Annotated in this window: 22 protein-coding genes and 1 pseudogene; 7 read left to right on the plus strand and 16 right to left on the minus strand. The window is 72.0% G+C overall.

Going from position 1 to position 25,022, the window contains the following annotated elements; translation table 11 throughout:
- The first annotated feature begins 46 nt into the window (after window positions 1-46).
- Complete coding sequence (locus tag ACVGV0_RS13750; protein WP_459156069.1) at window positions 47-1,429, plus strand: MFS transporter; 1,383 nt, start codon at window positions 47-49, stop codon at window positions 1,427-1,429.
- Here the strand turns inward: ACVGV0_RS13750 and ACVGV0_RS13755 are convergent.
- The 7 genes from ACVGV0_RS13755 to ACVGV0_RS13785 all read right to left on the minus strand — a co-directional run bounded on the left by ACVGV0_RS13755 (window position 1,419) and on the right by ACVGV0_RS13785 (window position 8,767).
- Window positions 1,419-2,672: an aspartate aminotransferase family protein gene (locus ACVGV0_RS13755; protein ID WP_459156070.1), complete on the minus strand. Its 1,254-nt coding sequence runs from the start codon at window positions 2,670-2,672 to the stop codon at window positions 1,419-1,421. The genes ACVGV0_RS13750 and ACVGV0_RS13755 overlap by 11 nt on opposite strands.
- Before the next feature lie 131 nt (window positions 2,673-2,803).
- Window positions 2,804-3,487, minus strand: coding sequence for a GntR family transcriptional regulator (locus ACVGV0_RS13760; RefSeq protein WP_459156071.1), 684 nt, complete (start codon window positions 3,485-3,487; stop codon window positions 2,804-2,806).
- On the minus strand, window positions 3,484-4,239 hold the full coding sequence (locus tag ACVGV0_RS13765) for a maleate cis-trans isomerase family protein (RefSeq protein ID WP_459156072.1): 756 nt from the start codon (window positions 4,237-4,239) through the stop codon (window positions 3,484-3,486). The genes ACVGV0_RS13760 and ACVGV0_RS13765 overlap by 4 nt, the downstream gene beginning before the upstream one ends.
- Window positions 4,240-4,291: 52 nt before the next feature.
- On the minus strand, window positions 4,292-5,512 hold the full coding sequence (locus ACVGV0_RS13770; RefSeq protein WP_459156073.1) for a M20 family metallopeptidase: 1,221 nt from the start codon (window positions 5,510-5,512) through the stop codon (window positions 4,292-4,294).
- Window positions 5,505-6,746, minus strand: coding sequence for an aminotransferase-like domain-containing protein (locus tag ACVGV0_RS13775; protein ID WP_459156074.1), 1,242 nt, complete (start codon window positions 6,744-6,746; stop codon window positions 5,505-5,507). Before ACVGV0_RS13775 ends, ACVGV0_RS13770 begins: the two co-directional genes overlap by 8 nt.
- A 5-nt stretch (window positions 6,747-6,751) precedes the next feature.
- Complete coding sequence (locus ACVGV0_RS13780; RefSeq protein WP_459156075.1) at window positions 6,752-7,960, minus strand: M24 family metallopeptidase; 1,209 nt, start codon at window positions 7,958-7,960, stop codon at window positions 6,752-6,754.
- 81 nt (window positions 7,961-8,041) lie between these two features.
- Window positions 8,042-8,767, minus strand: a complete 726-nt coding sequence (locus ACVGV0_RS13785; protein ID WP_459156076.1) for a maleate cis-trans isomerase family protein — start codon at window positions 8,765-8,767, stop codon at window positions 8,042-8,044.
- A 78-nt stretch (window positions 8,768-8,845) separates the two neighbouring features.
- Between ACVGV0_RS13785 and ACVGV0_RS13790 the strand changes: the two genes are divergently transcribed.
- From ACVGV0_RS13790 to ACVGV0_RS13800, 3 genes are read left to right on the plus strand one after another with little or no spacing between them, the layout of a single operon-like run.
- Window positions 8,846-9,865: a D-2-hydroxyacid dehydrogenase gene (locus tag ACVGV0_RS13790; protein ID WP_459156077.1), complete on the plus strand. Its 1,020-nt coding sequence runs from the start codon at window positions 8,846-8,848 to the stop codon at window positions 9,863-9,865.
- Window positions 9,862-11,304: an amidase gene (locus ACVGV0_RS13795; protein WP_459156078.1), complete on the plus strand. Its 1,443-nt coding sequence runs from the start codon at window positions 9,862-9,864 to the stop codon at window positions 11,302-11,304. The genes ACVGV0_RS13790 and ACVGV0_RS13795 overlap by 4 nt, the downstream gene beginning before the upstream one ends.
- Window positions 11,305-11,357: 53 nt before the next feature.
- Window positions 11,358-11,870: a DUF3830 family protein gene (locus tag ACVGV0_RS13800; protein ID WP_459156079.1), complete on the plus strand. Its 513-nt coding sequence runs from the start codon at window positions 11,358-11,360 to the stop codon at window positions 11,868-11,870.
- 101 nt (window positions 11,871-11,971) lie between these two features.
- On the opposite strand, the gene ACVGV0_RS13805 is transcribed toward ACVGV0_RS13800, so the two are convergent.
- The 4 genes from ACVGV0_RS13805 to ACVGV0_RS13820 all read right to left on the minus strand — a co-directional run bounded on the left by ACVGV0_RS13805 (window position 11,972) and on the right by ACVGV0_RS13820 (window position 16,682).
- Complete coding sequence (locus tag ACVGV0_RS13805; RefSeq protein ID WP_459156080.1) at window positions 11,972-13,033, minus strand: tartrate dehydrogenase; 1,062 nt, start codon at window positions 13,031-13,033, stop codon at window positions 11,972-11,974.
- Between the two features lie 59 nt (window positions 13,034-13,092).
- Window positions 13,093-14,103: an SDR family oxidoreductase gene (locus tag ACVGV0_RS13810; RefSeq protein ID WP_459156081.1), complete on the minus strand. Its 1,011-nt coding sequence runs from the start codon at window positions 14,101-14,103 to the stop codon at window positions 13,093-13,095.
- Between the two features lie 32 nt (window positions 14,104-14,135).
- On the minus strand, window positions 14,136-15,932 hold the full coding sequence (locus ACVGV0_RS13815) for a thiamine pyrophosphate-requiring protein (protein WP_459156082.1): 1,797 nt from the start codon (window positions 15,930-15,932) through the stop codon (window positions 14,136-14,138).
- Window positions 15,933-16,049: 117 nt separating this feature from the next.
- Entirely contained in the window at window positions 16,050-16,682 is a 633-nt protein-coding gene (locus ACVGV0_RS13820) for a TetR/AcrR family transcriptional regulator (RefSeq protein ID WP_459156083.1), read from the minus strand.
- Between the two features lie 134 nt (window positions 16,683-16,816).
- On the opposite strand from ACVGV0_RS13820, the gene ACVGV0_RS13825 reads away from it, so the two are divergent.
- Together ACVGV0_RS13825 and ACVGV0_RS13830 are read left to right on the plus strand one after the other, a co-directional pair.
- On the plus strand, window positions 16,817-18,001 hold the full coding sequence (locus ACVGV0_RS13825) for a cytochrome P450 (RefSeq protein ID WP_459156084.1): 1,185 nt from the start codon (window positions 16,817-16,819) through the stop codon (window positions 17,999-18,001).
- 12 nt (window positions 18,002-18,013) lie between these two features.
- Complete coding sequence (locus tag ACVGV0_RS13830; protein WP_459156085.1) at window positions 18,014-18,205, plus strand: ferredoxin; 192 nt, start codon at window positions 18,014-18,016, stop codon at window positions 18,203-18,205.
- 145 nt (window positions 18,206-18,350) lie between these two features.
- Here the strand turns inward: ACVGV0_RS13830 and ACVGV0_RS13835 are convergent.
- The 3 genes and pseudogenes from ACVGV0_RS13835 to ACVGV0_RS13845 all read right to left on the minus strand — a co-directional run bounded on the left by ACVGV0_RS13835 (window position 18,351) and on the right by ACVGV0_RS13845 (window position 22,125).
- Window positions 18,351-20,035 (minus strand): annotated as a pseudogene (locus ACVGV0_RS13835) (NAD(P)/FAD-dependent oxidoreductase).
- 212 nt (window positions 20,036-20,247) lie between these two features.
- Window positions 20,248-21,297 carry a 2,3-butanediol dehydrogenase gene (locus ACVGV0_RS13840; protein ID WP_459156086.1) on the minus strand — a complete coding sequence of 350 codons (1,050 nt, stop codon included), beginning with the start codon at window positions 21,295-21,297 and terminating at the stop codon, window positions 20,248-20,250.
- Window positions 21,298-21,450: 153 nt separating this feature from the next.
- Entirely contained in the window at window positions 21,451-22,125 is a 675-nt protein-coding gene (locus ACVGV0_RS13845; RefSeq protein WP_459156087.1) for a haloacid dehalogenase type II, read from the minus strand.
- An 86-nt stretch (window positions 22,126-22,211) separates the two neighbouring features.
- On the opposite strand from ACVGV0_RS13845, the gene ACVGV0_RS13850 reads away from it, so the two are divergent.
- Window positions 22,212-22,805: a TetR/AcrR family transcriptional regulator gene (locus ACVGV0_RS13850; protein ID WP_459156088.1), complete on the plus strand. Its 594-nt coding sequence runs from the start codon at window positions 22,212-22,214 to the stop codon at window positions 22,803-22,805.
- Window positions 22,806-22,895: 90 nt separating this feature from the next.
- Here ACVGV0_RS13850 and ACVGV0_RS13855 read toward each other — a convergent pair whose 3' ends face one another.
- Together ACVGV0_RS13855 and ACVGV0_RS13860 are read right to left on the minus strand one after the other, a co-directional pair.
- Entirely contained in the window at window positions 22,896-23,777 is an 882-nt protein-coding gene (locus ACVGV0_RS13855; protein WP_459156089.1) for a diacylglycerol/lipid kinase family protein, read from the minus strand.
- A gap of 240 nt (window positions 23,778-24,017) precedes the next feature.
- Entirely contained in the window at window positions 24,018-24,857 is an 840-nt protein-coding gene (locus tag ACVGV0_RS13860) for an undecaprenyl-diphosphate phosphatase (RefSeq protein ID WP_459160013.1), read from the minus strand.
- Window positions 24,858-25,022: the final 165 nt, after the last annotated feature.

Genomic DNA, 25,022 nt, shown 5'->3' on the forward strand with positions numbered 1-25,022 from the left:
GGCCGACGAGCTTCCTCGCTGATCGACTCACGCAAGGGGCGTGATCATGGCCTCCGAACAACCAACCAGCGGTGGCACAGCAGACACCGACGAGTTGCCGAAAGGGGTGCTGCGGCGCGCGATCGGCGCGTCCGCGCTGGGCAACGCCACGGAATGGTACGACTACGGGATCTACGCCGTTCTCACCCTCTACATCGAATCCGCACTGTTCCCCCAGGGTGAGAACACCATCGGTTGGGTGCTGGCGGCGTTCGCCGTCTCGTTCATCGCCCGCCCGTTCGGGGGGCTGGTGTGGGGGCCGCTCGGCGACCGCATCGGCCGCCGCGCGGTGCTGTCGCTGACCATCATCCTGATGTCGGCCTCCACGTTCTGCATCGGACTGATCCCCTCGTTCGACAGCATCGGGATGGCCGCTCCCGTCGCCCTGTTCGGCATGCGGCTCCTCCAGGGCTTTTCCACCGGCGGCGAGTACGGCGGCGCGGCGACGTTCATCGCGGAGTACTCCCCCGACCGCAAACGCGGCTTCTACGGCAGCTTCCTCGAGTTCGGCACGCTCGGCGGGTACGCGCTCGGGTCCCTCATCGGCCTCGGGCTGCTCGCCGGACTCGGCGAAGGGGCCATGCACGAGTGGGGCTGGCGGCTGCCGTTCTTCCTCGCGGGCCCGATGGGGCTCATCGGCTTCTACCTGCGCCTGAAGCTCGAGGACACCCCGGTCTTCCGCGAGACGGAGGAGAAGAGCCTCACGAAGGAGAAGACCTCCACCCGCCTGAAGGATCTCCTCGCCGTTTACTGGCCGCAGATGGCGCAGCTGTTCGCCCTGGTCATCGCGCTCAACGTCATCAACTACACCCTGATCGCCTACATGCCGACGTACGTCCAGGAGGAGATCGGCATGAGCGCGACCGAGGCGCTCGTCCTCGTCTCGGTCGGGCAGCTGGTGATGATGGCGTTCATCCCGTTCTGCGGATCGCTGTCCGACCGGATCGGGAGAAAGCCGATGTGGTACATGTCGTTGATCGGCATGATCGTGCTCGCGATCCCCATGTACACCCTCATGGCGCAGGGCTACGTCTGGGCGATCGTGGCGTTCGCCGTGCTGGGGCTGGTCTACACCCTCCAGCTGAGCACCATCTCCTCGGCCTTCCCCGCGCTGTTCCCGACGGCGGTCCGCTTCGCCGGCTTCGCCATCACGTACAACGTCTCGACGTCGTTGTTCGGCGGCACCGCGTTGAACGTGAGCAACTACTTCATCGGGGTGACGGGCAGCAACATCTTCCCCGCCTACTACATGGTCTTCTCGTGCCTCATCGGGCTGGTGGCGATCTCCTTCGTCACGGAGACGGCCGGGAAGTCCATCCGCGGCAGCTACTGCCCCGGAACACCGGAGTCCGAGGCAGAGCTCGCGCACGAGTCGCCCGTCAACCCGTGACGGCGGCGACGGCGTCCTCCCAGATGCCGGCGGCCTCGTCGACGTGCTCCGACTGGACGACGAGGGCGGGGACGAAGCGGACCACCTCGCCCCGCGGACCGCAGGTCAGCAGCAGGAGGCCGCGTCGAGCGGCTTCCTGCTGCGCCGCCGCCGCGGCAGCCCCGTCGGGGTTGCCGTCGGCGTCGCGGAACTCGGTCCCGATCATGAGCCCCGGTCCGCGCACGTCGGCGATCCGGTCGTGCCGCGAGGCCACCTCGGACAGGGACCGCGCCAGCTGGTCACCGCGCTGCGCGGCGTTGTCCACCAGTTTCTCGTCCTCGATGACGTCCAGCGTCGCCAGCGCCGCGGCGCAGGCGACGGCGTTGGCCCCGTAGGTGCCGCCCTGCGAGCCCGGCCAGGCCCTGGCCATGAGCTCCGCCGGCGCCGCGATGCCCGACAGCGGGAAACCGGAGGCCAGCCCCTTGGCCGTGATCAGCACGTCGGGGCGGAGACCGAAGTGCTCACCGCCCCAGAACTTCCCGGTCCGGCCCCACCCGGTCTGGACCTCGTCGACCACCAGCTGGATCCCGTGCCGGTCCGCGCGCTCCCGCAGCCCCTCGAAGAACCGGGTGCTGCCGGGCACGTACCCGCCCTCGCCGAGCACCGGTTCCACCACGAACGCGGCGGTCTCCTGCGGTGCGCTGACCGTCTGCAGCAGGTGGTCGAGCTGGCGCAGCGCGAAGTCGGTCGACTCCTCCTGCGACCACCCGAACAGCGCGGGGTTCGGGAACGGCGCCACGTGAACGCCGCCCATGAGGGGACTGAAGCCGGACCGGAACTTCGTGCCCGAGGTCGTCATGGAAGCGGTCGCCACGGTCCGGCCGTGGAACCCGCCCTGGAAGACGACGACGTTCGGGCGTCCGGTCGCCTGGCGGGTCAGCCGCAACGCGGACTCCACGGCTTCCGAGCCCGAGTTCGCGAAGAACATCCGGTCCAACCCGCTCGGCAGCACGTCGCCCAGCCGTTCGACCAGGTCCAGCAGCGGCCGGTGCATGACCGTCGTGTACTGGGCGTGGATGAGCGTACCGACCTGGCGCTGCGCCGCCTCGACCACGCGCGGGTGGCAGTGCCCCGTGCTCGTCACGCCGATCCCGGCGGTGAAGTCGAGGTACCTGCGCTCCTGCTCGTCGAAGAGGTGGACGCCTTCGCCGCGGGCGGCGAGGACGCCGGTCGCCTGCTTGAGCACCTGCGAGAGCTCGGCCATGAGGAACTCCTTCGGTAGGATTGTCGACAATTGAACGGCAGAAGCGGTCCAGGACGCGGGGGCGACACGGGCGGGACCGCTGATTTCCCCGGGACGCAGCACGCCGGGACCGCTCTCCCCGACGCCGGCCGTCAGGCGTCCGGTCGGGAGGCCGCAGCCCCGGTGAGCCGTTCCACCGCGTCCTCCATGTGCGCGACCAGACGGGCGTCGCACAACGTCGGGTTCGCGTCCCGGAACGCCTCCGCGATCCCGCGGTGTTCGGCCACCCGCTCATCGGAGTGGCTGTAGGTCTCCTCGAGGGCGTGGATGCACATCCGGGTCTCGGTCAGCAGCGTCATGTGGATCCGATCGAGCCGGGGGCTCCGGGCCAGGTCCACCAACCGCTGGTGGAACTCGATGTCGGCCTCGGTGACGCCGCCGTCGTCCGCGCGCTCGGCCGCCTGCGCCATCTGCTCGGTGATCCCGAGCAGCTGGTCACCGGCCTCCCGCGGGTCGTGCCGGAAGATCTGCTCGGCAGCTGCCCGTTCGACCGCCGCCCGCGCGACGTACATGTCGTGGACGTTCTCCGGGGTCATGTCGACGACGAACAGGCCCCGGTTGCGGATGGAGACGAGCAGTCCCTCCTGCGTGAGCCGCTGCATGCCCTCGCGCAACGACCCCCGGCTGACGCCGAGCTCGCGCGCCAGCTGCGCCTCCCCGAGCTGCTCACCGGCGGAGAAGTGGCCGCGTCCGATCGCGGTGCGCAGCTTGTCCGCGATGATGCTCGGGGTCGACTCCCGCTCCAGGGGCTCGATGGTGCGACGGGAGCGGTTCATCGGGCACCCCCCTGGAACAGGGAGCCCGTGCCCGGCAGCTCCGGCACCGGTCCGAGCAGGCGCAACCCCTCCCAGACGGTGACCTGGTTGGCCGTGAGCACCGGTTTGCCGGCCGCGGCCTCGAGCTCGTCCAACCACGCCAGCGAGTGCATGGCGGTGTCCGGCACCAGCACGGCCTCGGCCCCGTCGCCGGAAACGGCGGCGACCAGCGCGCGGACCGCGTCCTTCTCGAGGGTGCCGACCTCGGCGGCGGTGACGATGTCGTTGCTGACCATGGTCGTGACCTCGATACCACCGCGGCCGAGGAACTCCCGGAAGCGGGCCGCCACGTCCTCGGGGTACGAGGCCGCCACCGCGACCGAGCGGAGCCGGAGGGCCCGCGCGGCGTTGACGAAGGCGAGGGAGGTCGAGGAGGCCGGCAGGCCGACGGCCTCGGCGATCCCCCGGACCTGGTCGTGCGCGCCGTCCCACCCGAACACGAAGCTTCCCGAGGTGCAGGCCCACATGATCGCGCCCGGGCCCTCGGTGACCAGCTCCCGGGCACCGTCGTGCAGCCGCACGTCGCTTCCCAGGTCGAGCAGGGCGTCGATCCGGTGGGCGTCCTCGCCCACCGAGGTGTGCACCAGCGGTAGCCGCACCCCGCCCCCGAGCCGCTCCTCGAGCGCGGGGAAGTCGTCCTCGGCGCTGTGACCGGGGTAGAGAAGCCCCACGCTCGGTCGCGCTGCCGGGCCGGGCGCTTGCGGGTCTGCCATCACTCCTCCGGACCGATGCGGTTCGTCTGATTGTCGTCAATCGTACTCGTCCTCAACCGGCGAGCAGTCGCATCGCCGCGAGCGCGTACGCCCGAGCGGCGAGGTGCAGCTCGTCGATGCCGACCGATTCGTCGGCGGTGTGGGCCTGCTCGGCGACCGACCCGGGGCCGAGGACCACCACGGGAACGCCGGTGTCGCGCTGGACGAACCCGCCGTCGCACGCGGCGGTCCAGCCGCCCACCGGATGCCCCGGTCCCCCCGCCGCCCGGAGCGCACCGTCGGTGGCGAGGACGAACCCGTCCTCGGGCGAGGTCTCGAACCCCGGCATCTCCATCGTCATGCGCGCCTGCGCGCCCAGTCCCCGCTCCTGCAGACCGAGCGCGTCCAGCCGCGCGGTCAGCGCCGCGAGCACGTCCTCGCCCGTCTCCCCCGGGAGCAGGCGGCGGTCGGCCTGCACGACGCACTCGGCCGGCACGACCGCCGTGCCCGTGCCGCCGCGCACCTGCCCCACGCTCCAGCTCGCGGGCCCCAGCAGCGGGTGCGGCGCCCGGCCGAGCTCCTCGTGCCAGGTCTCGAGCTCGGCGATGACGGCGGCCGCGCCGTAGATCGCGTTCGCCCCGTCGCTGGGGCGGCCCGCGTGGGCGGCGCGCCCCCGGACCGCCACCTCGGCGTAGGCGTCCCCCCGCGCGGCGGTGATCGTCTGCAACCCCGTGGGCTCGGCGACGATGCACCCGGTGAACCCGCCGCGGTCGCCGGAGGCCACGTAGTGCTGGATGCCGAGGCCGTCCTCCTCCTCGTCGACGACTGCGGCGAGCTCGACCGGGCCGGACAGCGCGGCCCCGGCCTCGCGCAGAGCGGACATCGCGACGACGCACGCGGCCAGACCGCCCTTCATGTCGGTGGCTCCCCGGCCGTACAACCGCCCGTCGCGGACCGCACCGCCGAGCGGGTCGACGGTCCACCCGTCGCCGATCGGGACGACGTCGGTGTGCCCGAGCAGCAGCAGCCCCGGTCCGGCGGGCTCACCGGTGCCGCCCAGCCGCGCGGACGCGTTCGGCCGCCCCGGCGCGACCTCGGTGAGCTCGCAGGGCAGCTCGCGGCTGCGGCACGCCTCGGCCAGCACGGCGGCGGTGGCCGACTCGCCGCCGGGCGGGTTCTCGCCGGGCGCGGCGAGGAGCGCCCGGGTCAGCTCGGTGATCTCCTCGGCGGAGATCAGGTCGAGCACCGCCCGCTCCTCCGGCGTCACCGGGCGTTCGGGGCAGGACTCATGCATGGCGGCCCCCTCCGGCGGCCAGGGAATCGATCGCGCGGCGCAACCGCACGACGCCTTCCTCGCTGCGCTCCGGGGTGGTCGAGGCGAAGCACAACCGCAGCGCGTTGCCGAAGTACCCGGCCGGGGACAGCGCGGGACCCGGGATGAACGCGACGCCCTCGGCCAGCGCGACCTCGAACAGCTCCTGCGCGTCGATCCCGCTGGTCGAGTCCTCGTCCAACGTCACCCAGAGGAAGAACCCGCCCTCGGGGTCGGTCCACCGGGCGATGTCGCCGAGGTGCTCGTCGAGCGCCTGCTGCATGGCGACCTTGCGGCGGCGGTACTCCGCCCGCTGGGTCGCCAGGTGCGACCACAGGTGACCGCCGGCCAGGAACCCGGCGACGAGGCGCTGGGCCGGCAGGTTCGCGCAGGTGTCCATCGTCTGCTTCGCGTGGATCAGCAACTGCTGCAGCGCCGGGTCGGCGTCCACCCAACCCACGCGCAGACCCGGGGCGATGACCTTGGAGAACGTGCGCACCGAGAAGACGTGCGGGTCACCGCCGCCGAGCTCGCGCAGGGTGGGCAGGGGCTCGCCCTCGAACCGCAACAGACCGTACGGGTCGTCGTCGATCAGGACCGATCCCCAGTGGCGGGCGAGCTGGAGCAGCTCGCGGCGCCGGGGCAGCGACATCGTCGCGCCCGAGGGGTTCTGGAACGTGGGGATCGTGTAGATCACCTTCGGTGTGCGCCCGGCCCGTTCCACCAGGTCGGGCAGCTTCTCGACGACCATCCCCGCGTCGTCGACCGGCACCTCGAGCAGCTTCGCGCCGTAGGCCAGGGCGGTGGCGCTGCCGTTGGTGTAGGTCGGGGACTCCACGACGACGAGGTCGCCCGGGTCGACGAACAGCTTGAAGGCCAGGTCGAGGCCCTGCATGCCACCGGAGGTGATCGTCAGCCGGTCCGCGGTCGTCTCGTCGCCGGTGCCCGCCAGGGTCTGCAGCAGGGCCTCGCGCAGCGGCGGATCGCCCTCGGTGGCGCCGTAGTTGAAGGCGTCGGCCGCGTCGGCCCCCAGCGCCGTCCCCCCGATCTCGGCGAGGACGTCCGAGGGGACGCTTTCCGGCGCCGGGCTGCCCATCGCGAAGCGCACGACGTCGTGCGTCCGCTCGTTCAGCAGCGAGGTGCTCGAGTCGATGATCGAGCCGACGAGATCCTCGGCTCGGGCCGCCGTCGGGAGGCCGGTCGGGGGCTGCACCACGTGGCTCACCTCTTGGTGGTCAGGTCTTGGGGGAGGTCGGTGAGGCGTTCGGCGCCCGAGTCGGTGACGACGACGGGCTCGGAGAGCTCGTAGCCCCAGCCGTCCATCCACATCCCGATGATGATGTGGAAGGCCATTCCCGGGACCACCACCGTCTTCTCGTCCGGGCGGAGGCTGACGGTGCGCTCGCCCCAGTCCGGCGGGTAGCCGATGCCGATGGAGTAGCCGATCCGCGAGTCCTTGCTCAGGCCGTGCCGGCTGATCACCGCGTTGCACGCGTCGTGCACATCGCTCCCGGTCACCCCGGGAACGAGGGAGTCCAGGGCCGCGCGCACGCTCTCGCGCACCGCCCCGGCGGTCGCGGCGAGCCGCCGCGGCGGCTCGCCGAGCACCACGGTCCGCGCCACCGGCGCGTGGTAGCGCCGGAACACGCCCGCGAGCTCGACCGTCGTCGCCTCGCCCTCGACGAACGTCCGGTCGGACCAGGTCAGGTGCGGCGTCCCGGCACCGTCGCCCGTCGGGAGCAGCGGGACGATCGCGGGGTAGTCACCGCCGTGCTCCGCGGTACCCGACGCTTGCGCTGCCATGACCTCGGCCACGACGTCGCACTGCCGGCGCCCGGCGACGACGCCCTCGAGCGCGACCCGCATCGCCCGCTCGGCGATGCTGCCGGCGACGCGCAGCTGGGCGATCTCGTGCTCGGACTTCACCAGGCGGACCCAGTTGACCAGCTCGCGGCTGTCGGTGAACCGGCAGCGGGGCAGCCCCTCCTGCAGGGCGTGGTAGGCCCGCGCCGGCAGGTGCGGGGAATCGCTCTCGACGGCGATCAGCGACTCGGCGCTGTCGACGAGCGCTCCGCTCTCCCGGGCGCGGGCGGTGACCCAGTCGAACGGGTGCGCGTCATCGCGGTGCACGAGGCCCTCGGGGTAGCCGTGGACCTGCTCCTCCGGGAGGCTCGAGATCGCGCTCGCCCCGCCGGCGTCCATCGCGCGCGTGAAGAACTGGAGCTCCCCCTCGGCGGGCACGACCAGGCACTGCGGCGTGTAGAACGACCACGCGTCGTACCCGGTGAGGTAGTACAGGTTCGCCGGTTCGGTCACCACGAGCGCGGACAGCGAGCGCTCGGCCATCGCCGCGCGCACCGCCCGCAGCCTGATCTCGTGCTCGTCGGCCTCGGCACCGGGGAGGGACTCCCCCGCAGATGTCCGGGTCACGGGAGGGCACCTGCCTCTCGGTAGTCGGATTGTCAACAATCGAGCGTAGAGATGATCCGGGAGCTCTGGCAAGCCTGCCGCTCATCCGGAAGCGGAGTCGGCGAGGAGCCGCTGCCCCGGCCCCACGGCGGGGCGCCCGACGGCTCGCAGGCTCGCCCACATCGTGGCCTGGTTCGCGGTGACCACGGGCTTGCCCAGCTCGTCCTCGAGCGCGGCGATGACGTCGTAGGTCGGGAGGTTGGTGCAGGAGACGAAGATCCCGTCGGCCTCGGGGCGGTCGGTGCGGCGCACGAGGTCCGCGGTCGTCTCGTGCGGGACCCGCCAGATGTGGCTCCGCAGGCCGAGGTTCGTGCACCCCACCAGGTCGAGGTCGCTGCCCAGGAGGTAGCTGCCGAGCAGGTCGGTGAGCTCGTCGTCGTACGGGGTGGCGGCGGCGACGCGAGTCACGCCGAGGTGCTTCAGCGCCGAGACCGCGGCGCCGCTGGTGGTCACCGCGGCCGGCGCCCCGGCGGCCCGCATGGCCTCGGCGAGCGCGCGCTCACCGGGGGTCCCGCGGATGAAGCTGCCGGAGGTGCAGGCGTAGGCGTGCACGGCGGCCTCGGTGGTGGCGAGATCCCGCACGGCTCCGGCGACCAGCTCGGAGTCGCTGATCGCCGCGATCATCTCGGCACCGACGTCGGACTCGTGGCGGCGCGTGCGGGTGAGGTGCAACGTGACGTCCTCGGGCACCCACCGCCACAGCTCGCGGTCGAGCGCCATGTCGTGCGGGACCACTACCCCGATGCCGGTCTGTTCGACGAACCGCATCGTGCGACGGTAAGCACGCGCACCCCCCGGAGCCAAGGATTGTTGACAATCCGACTGGGTGTTTCTAGGCTCGCCGCAATGACCAGGGCTCACGCCAGTCCAGTGATCACGGTGCTGTGCACGCGGGCGGACGAGCGGCCACCGCGGATGGAAGCGGTCGAGGAGCGCGCCGAGGTCCGCTACACCGACTCCGCCGGGCTCGCCGCGGCGATCGGAGGTGCCGACGCGCTGTTCCTCTGGGACTTCTTCTCGACGGCCGTCAAGGACGTGTGGCAGCACGCGGACCGGCTGCGGTGGATCCACGTCGCCGCCGCGGGTGTGGACACGCTGCTGTTCGACGAACTGGTGGACTCCGACGTCGTCGTCACCAACGCGCACGGCGTCTTCGACCGGCCGATCGCCGAGTACGTCCTCTCCGCGGTCCTGGACCGCGCCAAGCGGACGCACGAGAACTACGACCTGCAGCGGTCGCGGACCTGGCGGCACCGCGAGACCGAGACGATCCGCGGGAAGAACGCGCTCGTCATCGGCACCGGCGGGATCGGCCGCGAAATCGCGCGCCTGCTCACCGCGGTGGGGATGCGGGTGCGGGGCGCGGGACGCGCGGCGCGCTCCGACGACCGCGACTTCGGCGAGGTCGTGGCCAGCGACGACCTGGTGGCGCACGTCGGGTGGGCCGACCACGTGGTGCTGGCCGTCCCGCTGACCGACCAGACCCGCGGGCTGGTCGGCGAGGAGGTGCTGGCCGCGATGCACCCCTCGGCGCACCTGGTCAACATCGCCCGCGGTCCGGTGGTCGACGAGTCGGCGCTGATCCGGGCGGTGACCGAGGGTTCACCGGCCGCGGCGACCCTCGACGTGTTCGCGACCGAGCCGCTGCCCGCCGAGAGTCCACTGTGGTCCACTCCCGGGGTCGTCGTCACCCCGCACATGTCCGGCGACGTCGCCGGGTGGACCGACGCGCTGGCACGGCAGTTCGCCGACAACGCGCTGCGCTGGCTGGACGGTTCGGAGCTGGTGAACGTCGTCGACCTCGCACGGGGGTACGTGCCGTCCCCGCCGGGGTCCGGCGCGGAGACCGGGACGGAGCGATCATGAACGAGGACTTGGCCAGGGCGGGCGCCGCGGAGCTGGTGGCCGGCTACCGGGAGGGCGAGCTCTCCCCCGTCGAGGCCACGCGCGCGGCGCTGGAGGCGATCTCGACGTACGACCCGCTGGTGAACGCGTTCGTGCGGGTCGACGAGCACGGCGCGCTGGAAGCGGCGCGGGACTCGGAACGGCGCTGGCGCGCCGGCGAACCGCTGGGGCCCGTCGACGGGGTGCCCACGTCGATCAAGGACATCCTGCTCCAGCGGGGAGCACCCACGCTGCGGGGCAGCCGCCTCGTCGACGGGACCGGACCGTGGCGCGAGGACGCGCCCGCGGTGGCCCGGCTGCGGGAGTCCGGTGCGGTGTTCCTCGGCAAGACGACGACGCCGGAGTTCGCCTGGAAGGGGGTCACCGACTCGCAGCGGTTCGGGGCGACCGGGAACCCGTGGGACGCCGGGCTGACCGCCGGCGGGTCCAGCGGGGGCTCGGCCGCGGCCGTCGGACTCGGCATGGGGACGTGGTCGGTGGGCACCGACGGCGGCGGATCGGTGCGCATCCCGGCGGCGTTCACCGGCACCGTGGCGCTGAAACCGACGTACGGGCGCATACCGCTGTGGCCGGCGAGCCCGTTCGGAACGCTGGCGCACGCCGGGCCGATGACCCGCTCGGTGCGCGATGCCGCCGTGCTGCTGGACGTGCTCGCCGGGTTCGACTCGAGGGACTGGTCGGCGCTGCCGGAGCCGTCCTCGTCGTTCCTGCAGGACCTGGACCATGAGGACGGCGGGCTGGAAGGACTGCGGATCGCGTTCTCCCCGACGCTCGGGTTCGGCACCAACGACCCCGAGGTCGAGCGAGCGGTCCGCACCGCGGTGGCGGAGCTCGCCGCTGCGGGCGCGGAGGTGGAGCAGGTCGACCCGGGTTTCGGCGACCCGGTGGAGGCCTTCCACGTGCTGTGGTTCTCCGGTGCCGCCAAGGTTCTGGAGCAGCACGCCCGCACCGGTGGTGCGCAGGCGCTCGAGGAGGTGGACCCGGCGCTGCGCGAGCAGGCCGAGGCAGCCGCCGGGTACAGCGCCGCGGACTACCTGGACGCGACGGCCGTGCGGATGGAGCTCGGGCGGCTGATGGGCGCGTTCCACGAGGAGTACGACCTGCTGGTGACCCCCACCACGCCGGTGGCCGCCTTCCCGGCGGACCAGCCCTGCCCGGACGGGTGGCCGTCGGCGCTGTGGACGAGCTGGACGCCGTACACCTACCCGTTCAACATGACCCAGCAGCCGGCGCTCAGCGTGCCGTGCGGCTTGACGAGCTCGGAGCTGCCGGTGGGGATGCAGGTCGTGGGACCGCGCCACGCGGACGGCGCGGTGCTGCGCGCAGGCCGCGCCCACGAGCGGCGCACGCGCTGGAACGCTGCGGTGCCGCGGTTGGCGCGAGCGCAGGAGAGCCGCTAGTGCGGCGGGTTTTCGAGGACGTCAACACGGATCCGTTCATCGGGGAGGGACGCATGGCCCGGTACATCACGGTGCGGCTCGAGGCGCGCGGGGTGAGCTGCCTCGCCCGGCTGCTCGACGACGTCGCCCCGCGGACGGCCGGCGCGGTCTGGGACGCGCTACCGCTGTCCAGCCAGGTGTTCCACGGCAAGTACGCGCGCAACGAGATCTACCACCTGGTCCCGGCCTTCGCCGAGGCACCCGTCGGCAAGGAGAACACCACCGTCACGCCGATCCCCGGCGACCTGTGCTACTTCACCTTCGACTCCGACGACCTGGGCAACCCGGCCTACGGCTACGAGGAATCGACGGGTCCGACGAGCTCGCAGATCGTCGACCTCGCGCTGTTCTACGGGCGCAACAACCTGCTCATCAACGGCGACCAGGGCTGGGTCCCGGGGAACGTGTTCGGCGCGGTGGTGCGCGGCCTGGAGGAGATGGCCGAGGCCTGCCAAGACCTCTGGATGGGCGGGGCCAGGGGCGAGACCCTGACGTTCGCCCGCGCCGAGGCGCCGTCGTCCGAGTAGCGGCCGGTTCCAACGGAGCGGACGGCGGGCACCGGAGGCCCGCCCTCTGTCCGAAGTGGTCTTCCCGCGCGCCCGCCGCGGCGGGCGCGCGGGCGCCGCCGTCACGCGCCGAGGTGCTCCACGACGGCCTCGGTGAGCGCAGCGGTGCCGTCCGAACCGCCGAGGTCGGGCGTGCGCACCGATGTGCGGGCCAGCACCGCGGCCATCGCCCGCTCGACCTCCGCGGCCGCCTCCGGGTGCCCGAGGTGCTCGAGCATCATCGCCACCGTCCAGATGGCACCGAGCGGATTGGCCACGCCCCGACCGGCGATGTCCGGGGCGGAGCCGTGCACCGGTTCGAACAGCGACGGGAACTCCCGCTCGGGGTTGATGTTGGCCGACGGGGCGATGCCGATGCTGCCGGCGACGGCCGCGCACAGGTCGCTGAGGATGTCGCCGAACAGGTTCGAGCCGACGATCACGTCGAACCGGGCCGGGTCGAGCACGACCTTGGCGCACAGCGCGTCGATGTGCTCGGAGTCGAAGGCGACGTCCGGACGGGACTTCGCCACATCGGCGACCACCTCGTCCCAGAACGGCATCGTGTGCACGATGCCGTTCGACTTCGTCGCCGAGGTCACCTTCCCCCTCCGGGAGCCGGCCAGGGAGAAGGCGAAATCGGCGATGCGGTGCACACCGGCGCGGGTGAAAACCGCTTCCTGCACCGCCATCTCCTCGGGGGAACCGCGTCCCGCGCGGCCGCCGATCTCGCTGTACTCGCCTTCGACGTTCTCCCGCACGACCACGAGGTCGACGTCACCGGCTGCGGCGTGCCGCAGCGGGCTGTCCACCCCCTCGAAGACCTTGACCGGGCGCAGGTTGACGTACTGGCGGAAGTTGCGCCGGATGGGGATGAGCAGGTTCCACAGCGAGACGTGGTCGGGCACGGAGGGATCGCCGACGGCCCCCAGGAAAACGGCGTCGTGCCGGCGAATCCGCTCCAGACCGTCGTCGGGCATCATCGCCCCGAGCTCGCGGTAGCGCTCGTGCGACCAGTCGAACTCGTCGCGCTCGAAGGTGATGCCGTGGCGCGCGCCGACGGCGTCGAGCACTGCGCAGGCTGCGGGTGTGACTTCCCGGCCGATGCCGTCGCCGGGGATGAGAGCGATCCGGTGATGGGCCATGCTCCTCATCCCAGCAGGAGAACCGGCTCAGGTCCACCCGTTGCGCCCGCTCCGCAGGATCACCGGCGCAACCCGCGCACCGCGGCGATCACCGCCCCGGCGAGCGCACCGGCCGCGGCCACCGCGCCGCGGTTCCGGACCAACCACAGCTGCCGGCTCGTGCCGCGCGCGGAGGCGTCGAAGACGCCGTGCGCGCCGTAGTCCCGTCCGTCCGGTCCGTCCGCCGGTTTCCACAGGTTCGCCGCCTGCCACGGGTCCTCGACCTCGGTGTTCTGCTGCGCGGCGTGACCGGTGCGGCCGAGGTGGCGGTCGAGCAGCCCCGGCGCCAGGGCGTTGGCCAGCAGCGTGGCCGCGGTGCTGCCGCCCACCCAGCGCTCGCGCCGGTCCGGGTGGTCGGCCGCGTGCAGGATCCCCTGCGCGGCGACCTCCGGCTGGTAGATCGGCGGGACCGGTTGCGGGTGGTGCGGCAGCCGGTTGAGCACCCAGGAGAACTGCGGGGTGTTCACCGCGGGCAGTTGCACCATCGTGGTGCGCACCGCGCTGCCCTCGTGCAGCAGTTCGCAGCGCAGCGACTCGTGGAAGCCCTGGATGGCGTGCTTGGCGGCGCAGTAGGCCGACTGCAGCGGCACTCCGCGGTAGGCCAGCGCCGAACCGACCTGCACGATCGTTCCCCGGTCCCGCGGGCGCATGCGGCGCAGCGCGGCCGAGGTCCCGTGCACGAAGCCGAGGTAGGTGGTCTCGGTGACGCGGCGGAACTCCTCGGCGGAGATGTCGCGGGCCCGGCCGAAGACGGTGGTGAACGCGGCGTTGACCCACACGTCGATCGGCCCGAGCTCGTTCTCGGCGCGCTCCGCGGCGGCCTCGACCTGGTCGGCATCGGCCACGTCCACCGGGATGCTCAGCGGGGTTCCGCCGCGCCCGCGCACGTCCTCGGCCGCTCCGGCGAGTCCCCGCTCCCCGCGGGCGAGCAGGGCCACGCGCGCACCGCGCTCGCCGTAGAGGCGCGCGAGCGCCCGGCCGACACCGGCGCTCGCGCCGGTGATCACCACCGCACCGCTGTCACCGCTCATCTCCGGTCGCTCCGGTCGCCGGCGCGTTGCGTTCACTGCTGCCTTCCCCGCCCGGGCACGAATTCCTGGGCCTTGGACTTGATGCCCTCCTTGGCCACCGACCAGGCGTCCGGGTCTCCCCTGAGCATCGACGCCGCGACGTTCTCCATCTGCTCCCAGTTCGCCTGCGGCGGGATCGGCGGCACGGCCGGGTCGGTGACGAACTCGACGACGGCCGGGCGGTCCGCGGCCAGGGCCTGCTGCCAGGCGTCGTCGATGTCCTCCGGCCGCTCCACGCGCGCGCCCTGCATCCCCAGCATCCGGGCGAACCCGGCGTAGTCGAAGTCGGGGATCTGCTGCGACGGCGGGAACTGCGGCGCTCCGGCCAATGCCCGCATCTCCCAGGTGACCTGGTTGAGGTCCTGGTTGTTGAAGACGCCGACGACCACGCGCGGGTCGTCCCACTCGGGCCAGTAGTGGGCCATGGTGATCAGCTCGTTGATGCCGTTCATCTGCATGGCGCCGTCGCCGACGAGCACGACGACCGGCCGGTCGGGGTGGGCGAACTTGGCCCCCGTGGCGTACGGCATGCCCGGTCCCATGGTGGCCAGGGTTCCGGACAGGGATCCGCGCATGTCACCGCGGAAGCGCAGGTGCCGCCCGTACCAGTTGGTCACCGATCCGGAGTCGGTGGTGACCACGGCGTTCTCCGGGAGCTGCGGGGAGAGTTCGCTGGCCACGCGCTCCGGGTTGATCGGATCGGCCCCGACCCCGGCCCGCCGGTCCATTGTGGACCACCACTCGCGCACGGTGCGCTCGACGCGCTCCCGCCACGTGCGGTTGTTCTCGTACCGCAGGCGGGGCTGCAGCGCGCGCAGCGTCGCCCGCGCGTCCCCGACGAGGTTCACCTCGAACGGGTAGCGCATGCCGATCATCGTCGGGTCGATGTCGATCTGCACCGCCCTCGCCTGGTCGTAGTCCGGCAGGAACTGGCTGTACGGGAAGCTGGCACCGACCATGAGGAAGGTGTCGCAGTCGCGCATCAGCTCCCACGACGGCCTGGTGCCCATCAACCCGGAAACGCCGGTGACGAACGGCAGCTCGTCGGAGAGCACGTCCTTTCCCAGCAGCGCCTTGGCGACGCCGGCACCGAGCGCGTCGGCGACCTCGGTCACCTCCTGCGCCGCGTGCCGCGCCCCCTGACCGACCATGATGGCCACGCGCTCGCCGCTGTTGAGCACCTCGGCGGCGTGTTCCAGGTCCTCCTCGGCCGGCACCGTCGTCGCGCGGGACACGCCGAGGCTGGAGGGCACCATCTTGAACGCGTGCGTCGGCGGCGAGTACTCCTGCTCCTGCACGTCGGCCGGGATGATCAGCGCAGTGACGGTGCGCTTGGTCAGCGCGGTGCGCACGGCCCGGTCGAGCACGTTGGGCAGCTGCTGCGGCGCGGTGACGAACTGCGCGTACTCGCTGGCGACGTCCTTGTACAGCGTGTTCAGGTCGATTTCCTGCTGGTAGGCACCGCCGAGCGAGGTGCTGGTCTGCTGCCCGACGATCGCCACGGCGGGCACGTGGTCGAGCTTGGCGTCGTAGAGGCCGTTGAGCAGGTGCACCGCGCCGGGTCCTCCCGTGGCCATGCAGACACCGACGCGTCCGGAGAACTTCGCGTAGCCGACGGCTTCGAAGGCGGCCAGCTCCTCGTGGCGCGCCTGGATGAAGCGCGGATCGTCACCCGCGCGCTGCCAGGCGGCGAGCAGGCCGTTGATGCCGTCACCGGCGTAGGAGAAGACCCGTTCGATCCCCCATTCGCGGAGGCGGCGCACCAGGTAGTCCGACACGAGCTCAGCCATGCGATCGCTCCGAGTTCACCGGCGGGGGTTGGTCCGGCATCCGCTTACCCGCCCCTCGGAGGGCTTAAACGAGCGGGGGTGCGGCACGGGGCACCGGCCCCGCGCCACCCCTGCTCGCTAACGCCGCAGGTCCTCGGTGGTGACCGGACGCCCCGGCAGCGGGCCGTGGGAACCGGTCCGCAGCCCGTCGAACATGATCGCGACGGCGCGGTCGATCCCCTGCTCCTCGGGGCCGTCCGCGGCGGGGGGTTGGCGCAGCATGAGCGAGAACAGCAGTGCGATGTCGCCGGCGCTGACATCCGCCCGCACGCTGCCCTCGGCCTGCGCGCTGTCGAGGATCTGGGCGAGCTCGTCCAGCAGCGCATCGCGCAGTTCGCCGGTCTTCGGATCGCCCTGCAGGATCTCCCGCGCCCGCTCGGAGACGAGGGCGAGCTGCACGCTCACCTTGAGCTGGTGCGAGCGGTTGATCAGGCGCACCAGGGCGTCCCAGCCGGTCGCCTCCTCGGCGGAAGCGGCGCGCGCGTCCTCGAGCACCTGCGCGAAGCTCTCCTGCGCCACCGCGCGGATGAGCGCCTCCCGATCCGGGAACCTCCGGTAGAGAGTGCCGACGCCCACGCCGGCCGTGCGCGCGATCTCCTCCATCGGTGCGTCCGGCCCCTGCTGCGCGAACATCTCGCGGGCCGCCGCGAGGATCTGGTCGCGGTTGCGCTGCGCATCAGCGCGCAGTCGCGTTCCCGTGTCAGCCACCATCTCGCCCCTCCTCGTCATCACCGGGGAATTGTCCCACCCGTGCGCAGGTGGACGGAAACTTTCCGGATGGGTACCGTCGCGAGCACAAGCGGAAGAACGTATTCCAGATATGTCGTTCTGGACGAGGTGGAACGATGACCGCCGCACGCCCCGCCACCCTGCCCATCACCCGCAGCTGCCCCTACGCGCCTCCCGCCGAGCACCGCCGGCTGCAGCAGGAGGAACCGATCGCGCACGTGACGCTGCCCAGCGGAGAAAGCGCCTGGGCGCTCACGCGGCACGCCGACGTCCGGACGGTGCTCACCGACCCGCGGTTCAGCTCCGACCGCCGCCACCCCGGCTTCCCGCGCCTGCTGCCGGGCCAGCGCATCGATCCGCAGTTCACCCCGTCCCTGCTCGGCATGGACCCGCCGGAGCACGGACCGGCGCGCCGGGCGGTGCTCGGCGAGTTCACCGTCAGGCGGATGGCCGCGCTGCGCCCGCGGATCCAGGAGATCGTCGACGAGCACATCGACGCCGTGCTCGCCGGACCGCGCCCCGCCGACCTGGTGAGCGCCCTGTCGCTGCCGGTGCCGTCGCTGGTCATCTGCGAACTGCTCGGGGTGCCCTACGACGACCACGAGTTCTTCCAGGCGCGCTCCTCGCGGCTGCTGAGCCGCGCGGTCACGCCCGACGACCGCGCGCAGGCCCTGTCGGAGCTGCTCGATTACCTCGGCGACCTCATCGCGGTCAAGGAGCAGGCCCCGGCCGACGACCTGCTCAGCCGCCAGCTCGCCGGGTCCGAGGACCGCGAACAGCTGAAGAGCCTCGCGTTCCTGCTGCTCGTCGCCGGCCACGAGACGACGGCGAACATGATCTCGCTGGGCGCGATGACGCTGCTCGACCACCCCGAGGACCTCCGCGCCCTCCGGGAAGACCCGTCGAGGATCCCGCCGGCGGTCGAGGAACTGCTGCGCTACTTCACCATCGCCGAAGCGGCGATCGCCCGGGTGGCCGTCGAGGACGTCGAGGTCGGCGGTGTGGTGATCCGCGCCGGCGAGGGCGTGCTGGCGCTGGCGAACACGGCCAACAGGGACCCCGACGCGTTCGCCGACGCGGACGAGCTGGACATCGCGCGCGGTGCGCGGAACCACCTCGCGTTCGGCTTCGGCGCGCACCAGTGCCTGGGCCAGAACCTCGCTCGCGCGGAGCTGGAGATCGTGCTCGAGACGTTGTTCCGCAGGATCCCCGGTCTCCGCCCGGCCGTTGCGCCGGACGCGCTGCCGTTCAAGGACGACGCCACCGTCTACGGCATCCACGAATTCCCCGTCACCTGGTGAGGAGGGTGAACCATGCGCATCACCGCCGACACCGACCTCTGCGTGGGCGCGGGTCAGTGCGTGCTCACCGAACCGGCCGTGTTCGACCAGGACGAGGACGGCACCGTCTCCCTCGTCCTCGAACACCCCGAGGGCGAGCAGGCGCGCAACGCGCGGGAAGCGGTCGGCCTCTGCCCGAGCCGGGCGCTGTCCCTCGAGGACTGAAACCGCCACCCGCGCGCGAGCGGCGCGCACCTGACCACCACCTGCCGGTGGCCGCGGGGGGCGGCCGGACGGCACCCGGTGCTGCCCGCCGAGCTGGGGTGCCGGCTCGCGGTCGCAGCGGCACCCCGCTCGTCTCGGGCGGGGATCAGGAGGTGTGGTGCACCTCCTGCAGGTCGTAGACCGGGGTCGGGATGCCTTCGGCGCGGGCTTTCAGCTGCAGCGCCAAGTACAGCGAGTAGTGCCGCGACTGGTGCAGGTTGCCGCCGTGGAACCACAAGCCCTCCTGCTGGGTGGTTTCCACATGTTGCGCTCCTCGCCCTCCCACGGACCGGGGTCCTTGGCCGTGCCGGATCCGAGACCCCAGACCTTGCCGACCTCGTCGGCGATCTCCTGACCGACGATGTCGGCGGCCAGACCGTTCATGGAGCCGAATCCGGTGGCGTAGACGACGAGGTCGGCCTCCGCGCGCGTGCCGTCGGCGAGCACCACTTCGGTCTCGGTCAGCTCGGAGACCTGCCCGTTGGCGAGCGCGATGCTGCCGTCGGCGATGAGTTCCGACGCTCCGACGTCGATGTAGTAGCCCGAACCGCGGCGCAGGTACTTCAGGAACAGCCCCGAGTCCTCGGCGCCGAAGTCGAGCTGGAAACCGGCCTTGTCCAACCGGTCGTAGAACTCGGCGTCCTGTTCGCGGATCGCGTCGAAGGCCGGCTTCTGGAACTCGGGCATGATCCGGTGCGGAATCGACGCGAACGTCAGGTCCGCGGTCCGGGTGTCGATGCCGGAGGCGACGGCTTCCTCGGAGTACAGCGTTCCCAGGCAGTGCTCCATCAGCGAGTCGGAGCGAACGACGTGCGTGGAGGAGCGCTGCACCATCGTCACCTCGGCACCGTGCTCCCACAGCGCGGAGCAGATGTCGTGCGCCGAGTTGTTGGAGCCGATGACCACCGCCTTCTTGCCCGCGTAGGCGTCCGGACCGGGGTGCTGCGCGGAGTGGTGCTGCTCGCCGCGGAACCGGTCCTGGCCGGGGAACGACGGCACGTTCGGTTTGCCGGACACCCCGAGCGCCATGACGAGCTGGCGCGGCCGCAGCGCCACCTCCTCGCCGGCCCGGTCCACGACCGCGGTGTACATCTCCAGCCAGTCGCCGATCTTGTCCTTCGGCGCGAACACCGGCCAGTTGTCCGGGAACTCCAGGTACGGCAGGTGGTCGTACCAGACCGGGTCGTGCAGCGCGAGCGACTTGTAGCGGTTGCGCCAGGAGTCGCCCGCGCGTTCGTTGCGCTCGACGATGATCGTCGGCACGCCGAGCTGGCGCAGTCGGGCACCGAGCGCGATACCGCCCTGTCCCCCGCCGACGATGACGACCTCGGGCTGGCGGCTGCGGCCGAGTTCGCGCAGCTCGGCCTCGCGCTCCTCCGCCCAGGTCGCGCGATCGGGGTTGATCCCGTGTTCGGCTCCTTTCGGCCGCCGGTGGTTCAGCGGTTCCTCGTGGCCCTTCAACTCGTCCAACGTGGTCAGAAAGGTCCACGCCAGACCGCCGACGAGCCGCAGGTGGGCGGTTCCTCGGCCGACTTCGGTCTCGAACGGCAGCCACGCCTCGGTGGCACCGTCCGCCTCGGACGGTTCGCCGAGCACCGCGAAGTCGCGCGGAACGGTCCGCTCCAGCGTCGCGCGCAACATCGCGGTGATCTCGGCACGCCCTTCGACGGTCGTGATGTTCCAGGTCAGGGCGACGAGGTCGCGCCAGTAGCTGTCCGCGCCGAACAGCGCGGCCACGCGCTCCGCGTCGCGGGCGGCGACGGCCTCGGAGAACTCGGCGACCCACTGCACGACGTCGCCCGGTTCGGGGCGTGCTCCACGGTGTGGCTCACGGACTACCTCCTGCGCGGCGGCGAGCGGCAGCACCGTCGCGACCGCGGCGCTCGCCGTCACCGCGGATCGCGATCGCGTGACGTGCGTCATGCAGCCAGACGTCACCGCGGTGACGCACGGGTTGCAGGGGCTTGCATCCGACCGCGCGGTCCGGAGGACCCGCGCTCGCCTCACGCCGGGTCGACGAGGACCTTCATCCGCTCGCCCCGGTGCAGCGCCCGGAAACCGGCGTCGACGACCTCGTCCATCGGGATGTGCTCGACCCACCCGGACGTGTCGTAGTGACCGCGTGCCATCAGATCGATGACCGCGGCGTAGTCGTGCGCGGTGTAGCACAGCGAGCCGCGCACGGCGGTCTCGCGCATGACGAGGTTGATCAGGCTGGTTTCCAGGGGTTTCTCGTAGATCGCCACCGAGACCATGTGGCGCCGGTGCTCCAGGCAGGAGATGCCGGCCTCCACGCTCGCCCGCACGCCTGCGGCGTCGTAGGAGGCGGCGGCGCCGACTCCACCGGTGCGCTGGCGGACGTGCGCGACCGGGTCGACGCGCCCCGGGTCGATCACGTCGTCGGCGCCCAGCCGCTCGATGGCCGCGCGCCGCGCGGCAGCGGGTTCGACCACGGTGATGTCGGTGACCCCCATGCCGCGCAGCGCGAACCAGACGCCGATGCCGATCGGGCCGGCGCCGAACACGACGGCGCGCTCACCCGGTTCGACCGAGCCGAGGTTCGCCGCGTGGTGGGCCACCGCCATCGGTTCCACGAGGGCTCCGAGCCCGGTGCCCACGCCTTCGGGGAGCACGTGCACCATCCGCGCGGGCACGACGGTGCGCTCGGCCATGCCGCCGTCGGACATGAGTCCGTGGAAGCCGATCTGCCGGCAGACGTTGTAACGACCGTCGCGGCAGGCCGGGCACGTGTCGCAGCGGTACAACGGCTCGATCGCCACCGCGTCACCGACCGCGACGTCCGCACACCGGTGCCGACCTCGGTGACGGTTCCGGAGACACTCGTGTCCCATCACCAGCGGACGCCGCCTCCCGGTCAGCGGGTGGTCCTCGCCGTCCGGGACGAAGATCGGCCCGGCGAAGTACTCGTGCAGGTCGGTTCCGCAGATGCCGTTGTGCGCCACCTGCAGCTTGACCTTCCCCGGACCGCACTCCGGCTCGGCGACATCGGTGACCGCGATGTCCTCCCTGCCCCGGTACACCACTCCACGCATCGGGCACCTCCGATCCCGCACCGCCGCTGCGCCACGTCGTGACAGCACCTGCGGTGCACGGCCGTTCACGTGCGGTTCATCGGAACCGATGCTCCCCTCCGGGGGCAGGGTTGCAGGAGGGTTGCACGCGTGCTCGGCGCCCAGCCCGACGCCTCAGGCCGCGGACAGCCGCAGCAGCCCCTCGGCGACGGCGGTGAGGTCCTCGCCGCGCACGTCGGCGGGCTCGAAGACCTCGCCCGGTTCCCCTTCCAACCGGGAGCACCACCCGGCCCGGCATCCCGCGCGCTTGGCCCCGTGGCAGTCCCACGCGTGCACCGCCACCACCGCCATGCGCTCCAGCGTCGTGCCGAGCTCGGCCGCGGCCGCGCGGTAGATCGCGGGGGCCGGCTTCCACACGCCGGCCTTCTCCGCCGTGACCACGCCGTCCACGAACTGCTCCAGCCCGGCACCGGCGAGGAACCGGCGCGTGTTGTCCGGGCTGCCCACCGTCAGGCAGCCGATCCGCAGTCCGGCTTCGGACAACCGGCGCAGGGCCGGTTCCGCATCGGGGTGGGGCGGGAGCTCGGCGAAACCGGCCAGCACGTGCTCGATGTCCGCCTCGGAAGCGGTGTGCCGCGCGTCGGTGCGCAGCGCCTGCCGCGCCACGGCGTCGAAGTCCGCGAAGTCCCCGCTGAGGGTCAGCGCCATCGAGTCGCGCTGGAAGCGCATGAACCACACGTCCAGCAACTCCGCCGGTTGACCGATCTCCCGCCACCGCTCCCGCAGCGGGCCCAGGTCCAGCAGCGTTTCCAGCACGTCGAAGGCCACGGCGTCGAGACGACCAGGCATCGGTTCCTCCTTCGTCGGCAGCTCGCGCGTTCACCTTACATACCGGTCTGTATAGTCCCAAGGGGAGAGCACGAGGAGGAGCTGCCATGACGACCGGGGACGAGACCGAGGCCGGCTCCGCCCGGCAACGAGTGCTGCGGACCGCATCGCGCCTGTTCTACGAGCAGGGCCTGCGGGGCGTCGGCGTCAACGCCATCGCCCAGCACTCCGGCATCACCAAGATGACCCTCTACGCCCACTTCGGTTCCAAGGACGGGTTGATCGCCGAGCACCTCCGCGCCCGCGACCGGCGGTGGCAGGACGACCTCGGCCGGCACCTCGCCGGGGTGAGCGCGCCCGGAGAAATGCTGGCGGCGACGTTCGACGCCTACGAGTCCTGGGTCCGCGCCGAGGAGTTCCGCGGTTGCGGCTTCATCAACGCCGCCGCCGAGCTGCCCGATCCCGACCACCCCGGCCGCGCGGTCATCGCCGCGCACAAGCGGAGCGTGCGCGAGCACCTGCGGCGCATCGCCGAACGGGCGGACTGCCACGCGCCCCGGGACGTCGCCGGTGAGTGGTTCCTGCTGCTCGAAGGGGCGGTGGTCACCGCGGCGCACCAGCACGACCTGGAACCGGTGCGGCACGCCCGCCGCGCCGCCTTCCGCCTGCTCCCCGGCGGCGAAGCCGGCAGCGCGCGCTGAGCGCCGCTGCGTACGTGGCGATGAAGCGGCTGCGCCGCTTGCCTGACGGGCCGGTGCGGTCGAGCACGTGGCCGCCAATCCGCGCGACCCCTAAGCGGCGTCGGTCCAGGTCTCCGGTGCGACCACGTGCAGCGCGTTCCGGGCGATCGAGAACCGCTGCGGCGTGCTGTCCACCACTTCCCCGTCGATGTTGATCGGCAGGGTCTCGTCCGTATCCACGTCGACCGCCCGAGTCCGGAAGTGGTCGACCTGCGCGTTGGGTTCGCCGGTCTTGAGCCCCCGCACGACGGAGACGAGATCGAGCAGGCCTCCCTGCCGGATGACCGTGACGTCCAGGGCGTCGTCGTCGATCCCGGAGTCGGGGGCCGCGATCTGCCCTCCGCCGAAGAAGCGCCCGTTGGCCACGGAGATCTGCAGGACCCGGTCGTAGTCGACCGGTTCGCGGTCGCCATCGGGGAAGCGCAGGCGCGCCGGGAACGGCCGGTGCGCGAAGAACGCCTTGGCGGTGGCGACCGGGTAGGCCAGCGGACCGACGCGGCGTTTCAGGCTCGGCGACATCGCCTGCGCCACGCGGGAGCCGATGCCCACGGAGGCGCGGTTGACGTAGTAGTTGTCCCCGCACAGCCCCAGGTCGATGTCGACGGTGTGGCCGCGGGCGATCGTCCGGCACGCCTCGTCGAGATCGGTGGGGAGGTGCATGGTGCGGGCGAAGTCGTTGGCGGTGCCCAGCGGTAGCAGCCCCAGCGGGAGTTCGCGGTGCGCGAGCACGTCCACGACGGAGCTGACGCTGCCGTCCCCGCCGCCGAGGATGATCAGGTCGTGCCCGGCCTTCGCCGCGGAGTTGACGGTTTCGACCAGTCGGGAGGGATCGTGCAGCGGATGGGTAGCGCCCAGGGGCACGCCCAGCGCGCGCAACCGCTCGAGGGCGTACGAGTACGCCTTGCCGCCGGTGCGCGAGTGCGCGTTGACCACGAGGGCGGCCTTGGTGGCCGGTCTGTCGACGCGGATGGTCGCCTCCAGGGGTTTTCGGTTCGTGCTCCGTACCCGCCGGACGGGGGACGGCGCCCCCGCGGCTCCGAGCCTAGCCCGTCCGGATCCGGCGGCGGCGCGACGGGTGCCCACCGGTGGCGTTCGCCGCACCCGGGTTTCCCGCGCCCGCCCGGCTCGGATGCGCGCGGTTCCGCGGAACGCCCGAATCGCCCGGCCGTCGCGTCAACTGCCGACGCTGCCCGCGTTGGGGTCGAGCACACCGGCCCAGATCAGGGCGAAGATGGCCAACCCGGCCAGCACCCGGTACACGACGAATGCGGTGAACTTGTGCGTGCTGACGTAGCGCAGGAACCACACGATCACGGCGAAGCCGACGAAGAACGAGACCACAGTGGCCAGCAGCGTCGGCCCCCAGGCCGGCGCGGCCCCCTCGCCGATCTTGGTCAGCTCCAGGCCTCCGGAGGCCAGCACCGCGGGGATCGCCAGCAGGAAGGAGTAGCGCGCGGCGGCCTCGCGGCGGTACCCGAGCAGCAGTCCGGCGGTGATCGTGCCACCGGAGCGGGACACGCCGGGGATCAGCGCCAGCGCCTGGGCGAACCCGTATCCCAGGGCGTGCGGCATGTTCAAATCGGACAGAGTGCGCCGGTTGCTGCCGACGTGGTCGGCGGCGGCGAGGATCAGGCCGAAGACGATCAGCGTCACGGCCGTGACGCGCAGATCGCGGAGAGCGCCTTCGATGGTGTCCTGGAAGGTGAAGCCGAGCACGCCGATCGGCAGCGTGCCGAGGATGACGAACCAGCCCATGCGGGCGTCGGGGTCACGGCGGCGTTCCGGTTTGACCAGCGACGCCGCCCACGCCCCGATGATGTTGACGATCTCGCGGCGGAAGTACAGCAGCACCGCGGCTTCGGTGCCCAGCTGGGTCACCGCGGTGAAGGCCGCTCCCGGGTCGGGCCAGCCCGCCAGCGCGGCGGTGACTCTCAGGTGGCCGCTGCTGGAGATCGGCAGGAACTCGGTGAGTCCTTGCACGAGCCCCAGAACGACCGCTTCGAACCAACCGATCGACACGTGTTCTCCTGCTTCTCGTCAACCAAGGAGGACGGGCGGTGACGTCGCGGATCGGCGAGGCGGTGCGAGCACGCCCCGCTCCGCGAGATCTCCGCGGTGGGGTACGCGAGTGCGCGGCCGCGCCGATCATGCGCACCACACCCTAACGGGGTACGTGCG

The organism is Salinifilum ghardaiensis (genome assembly GCF_054491345.1).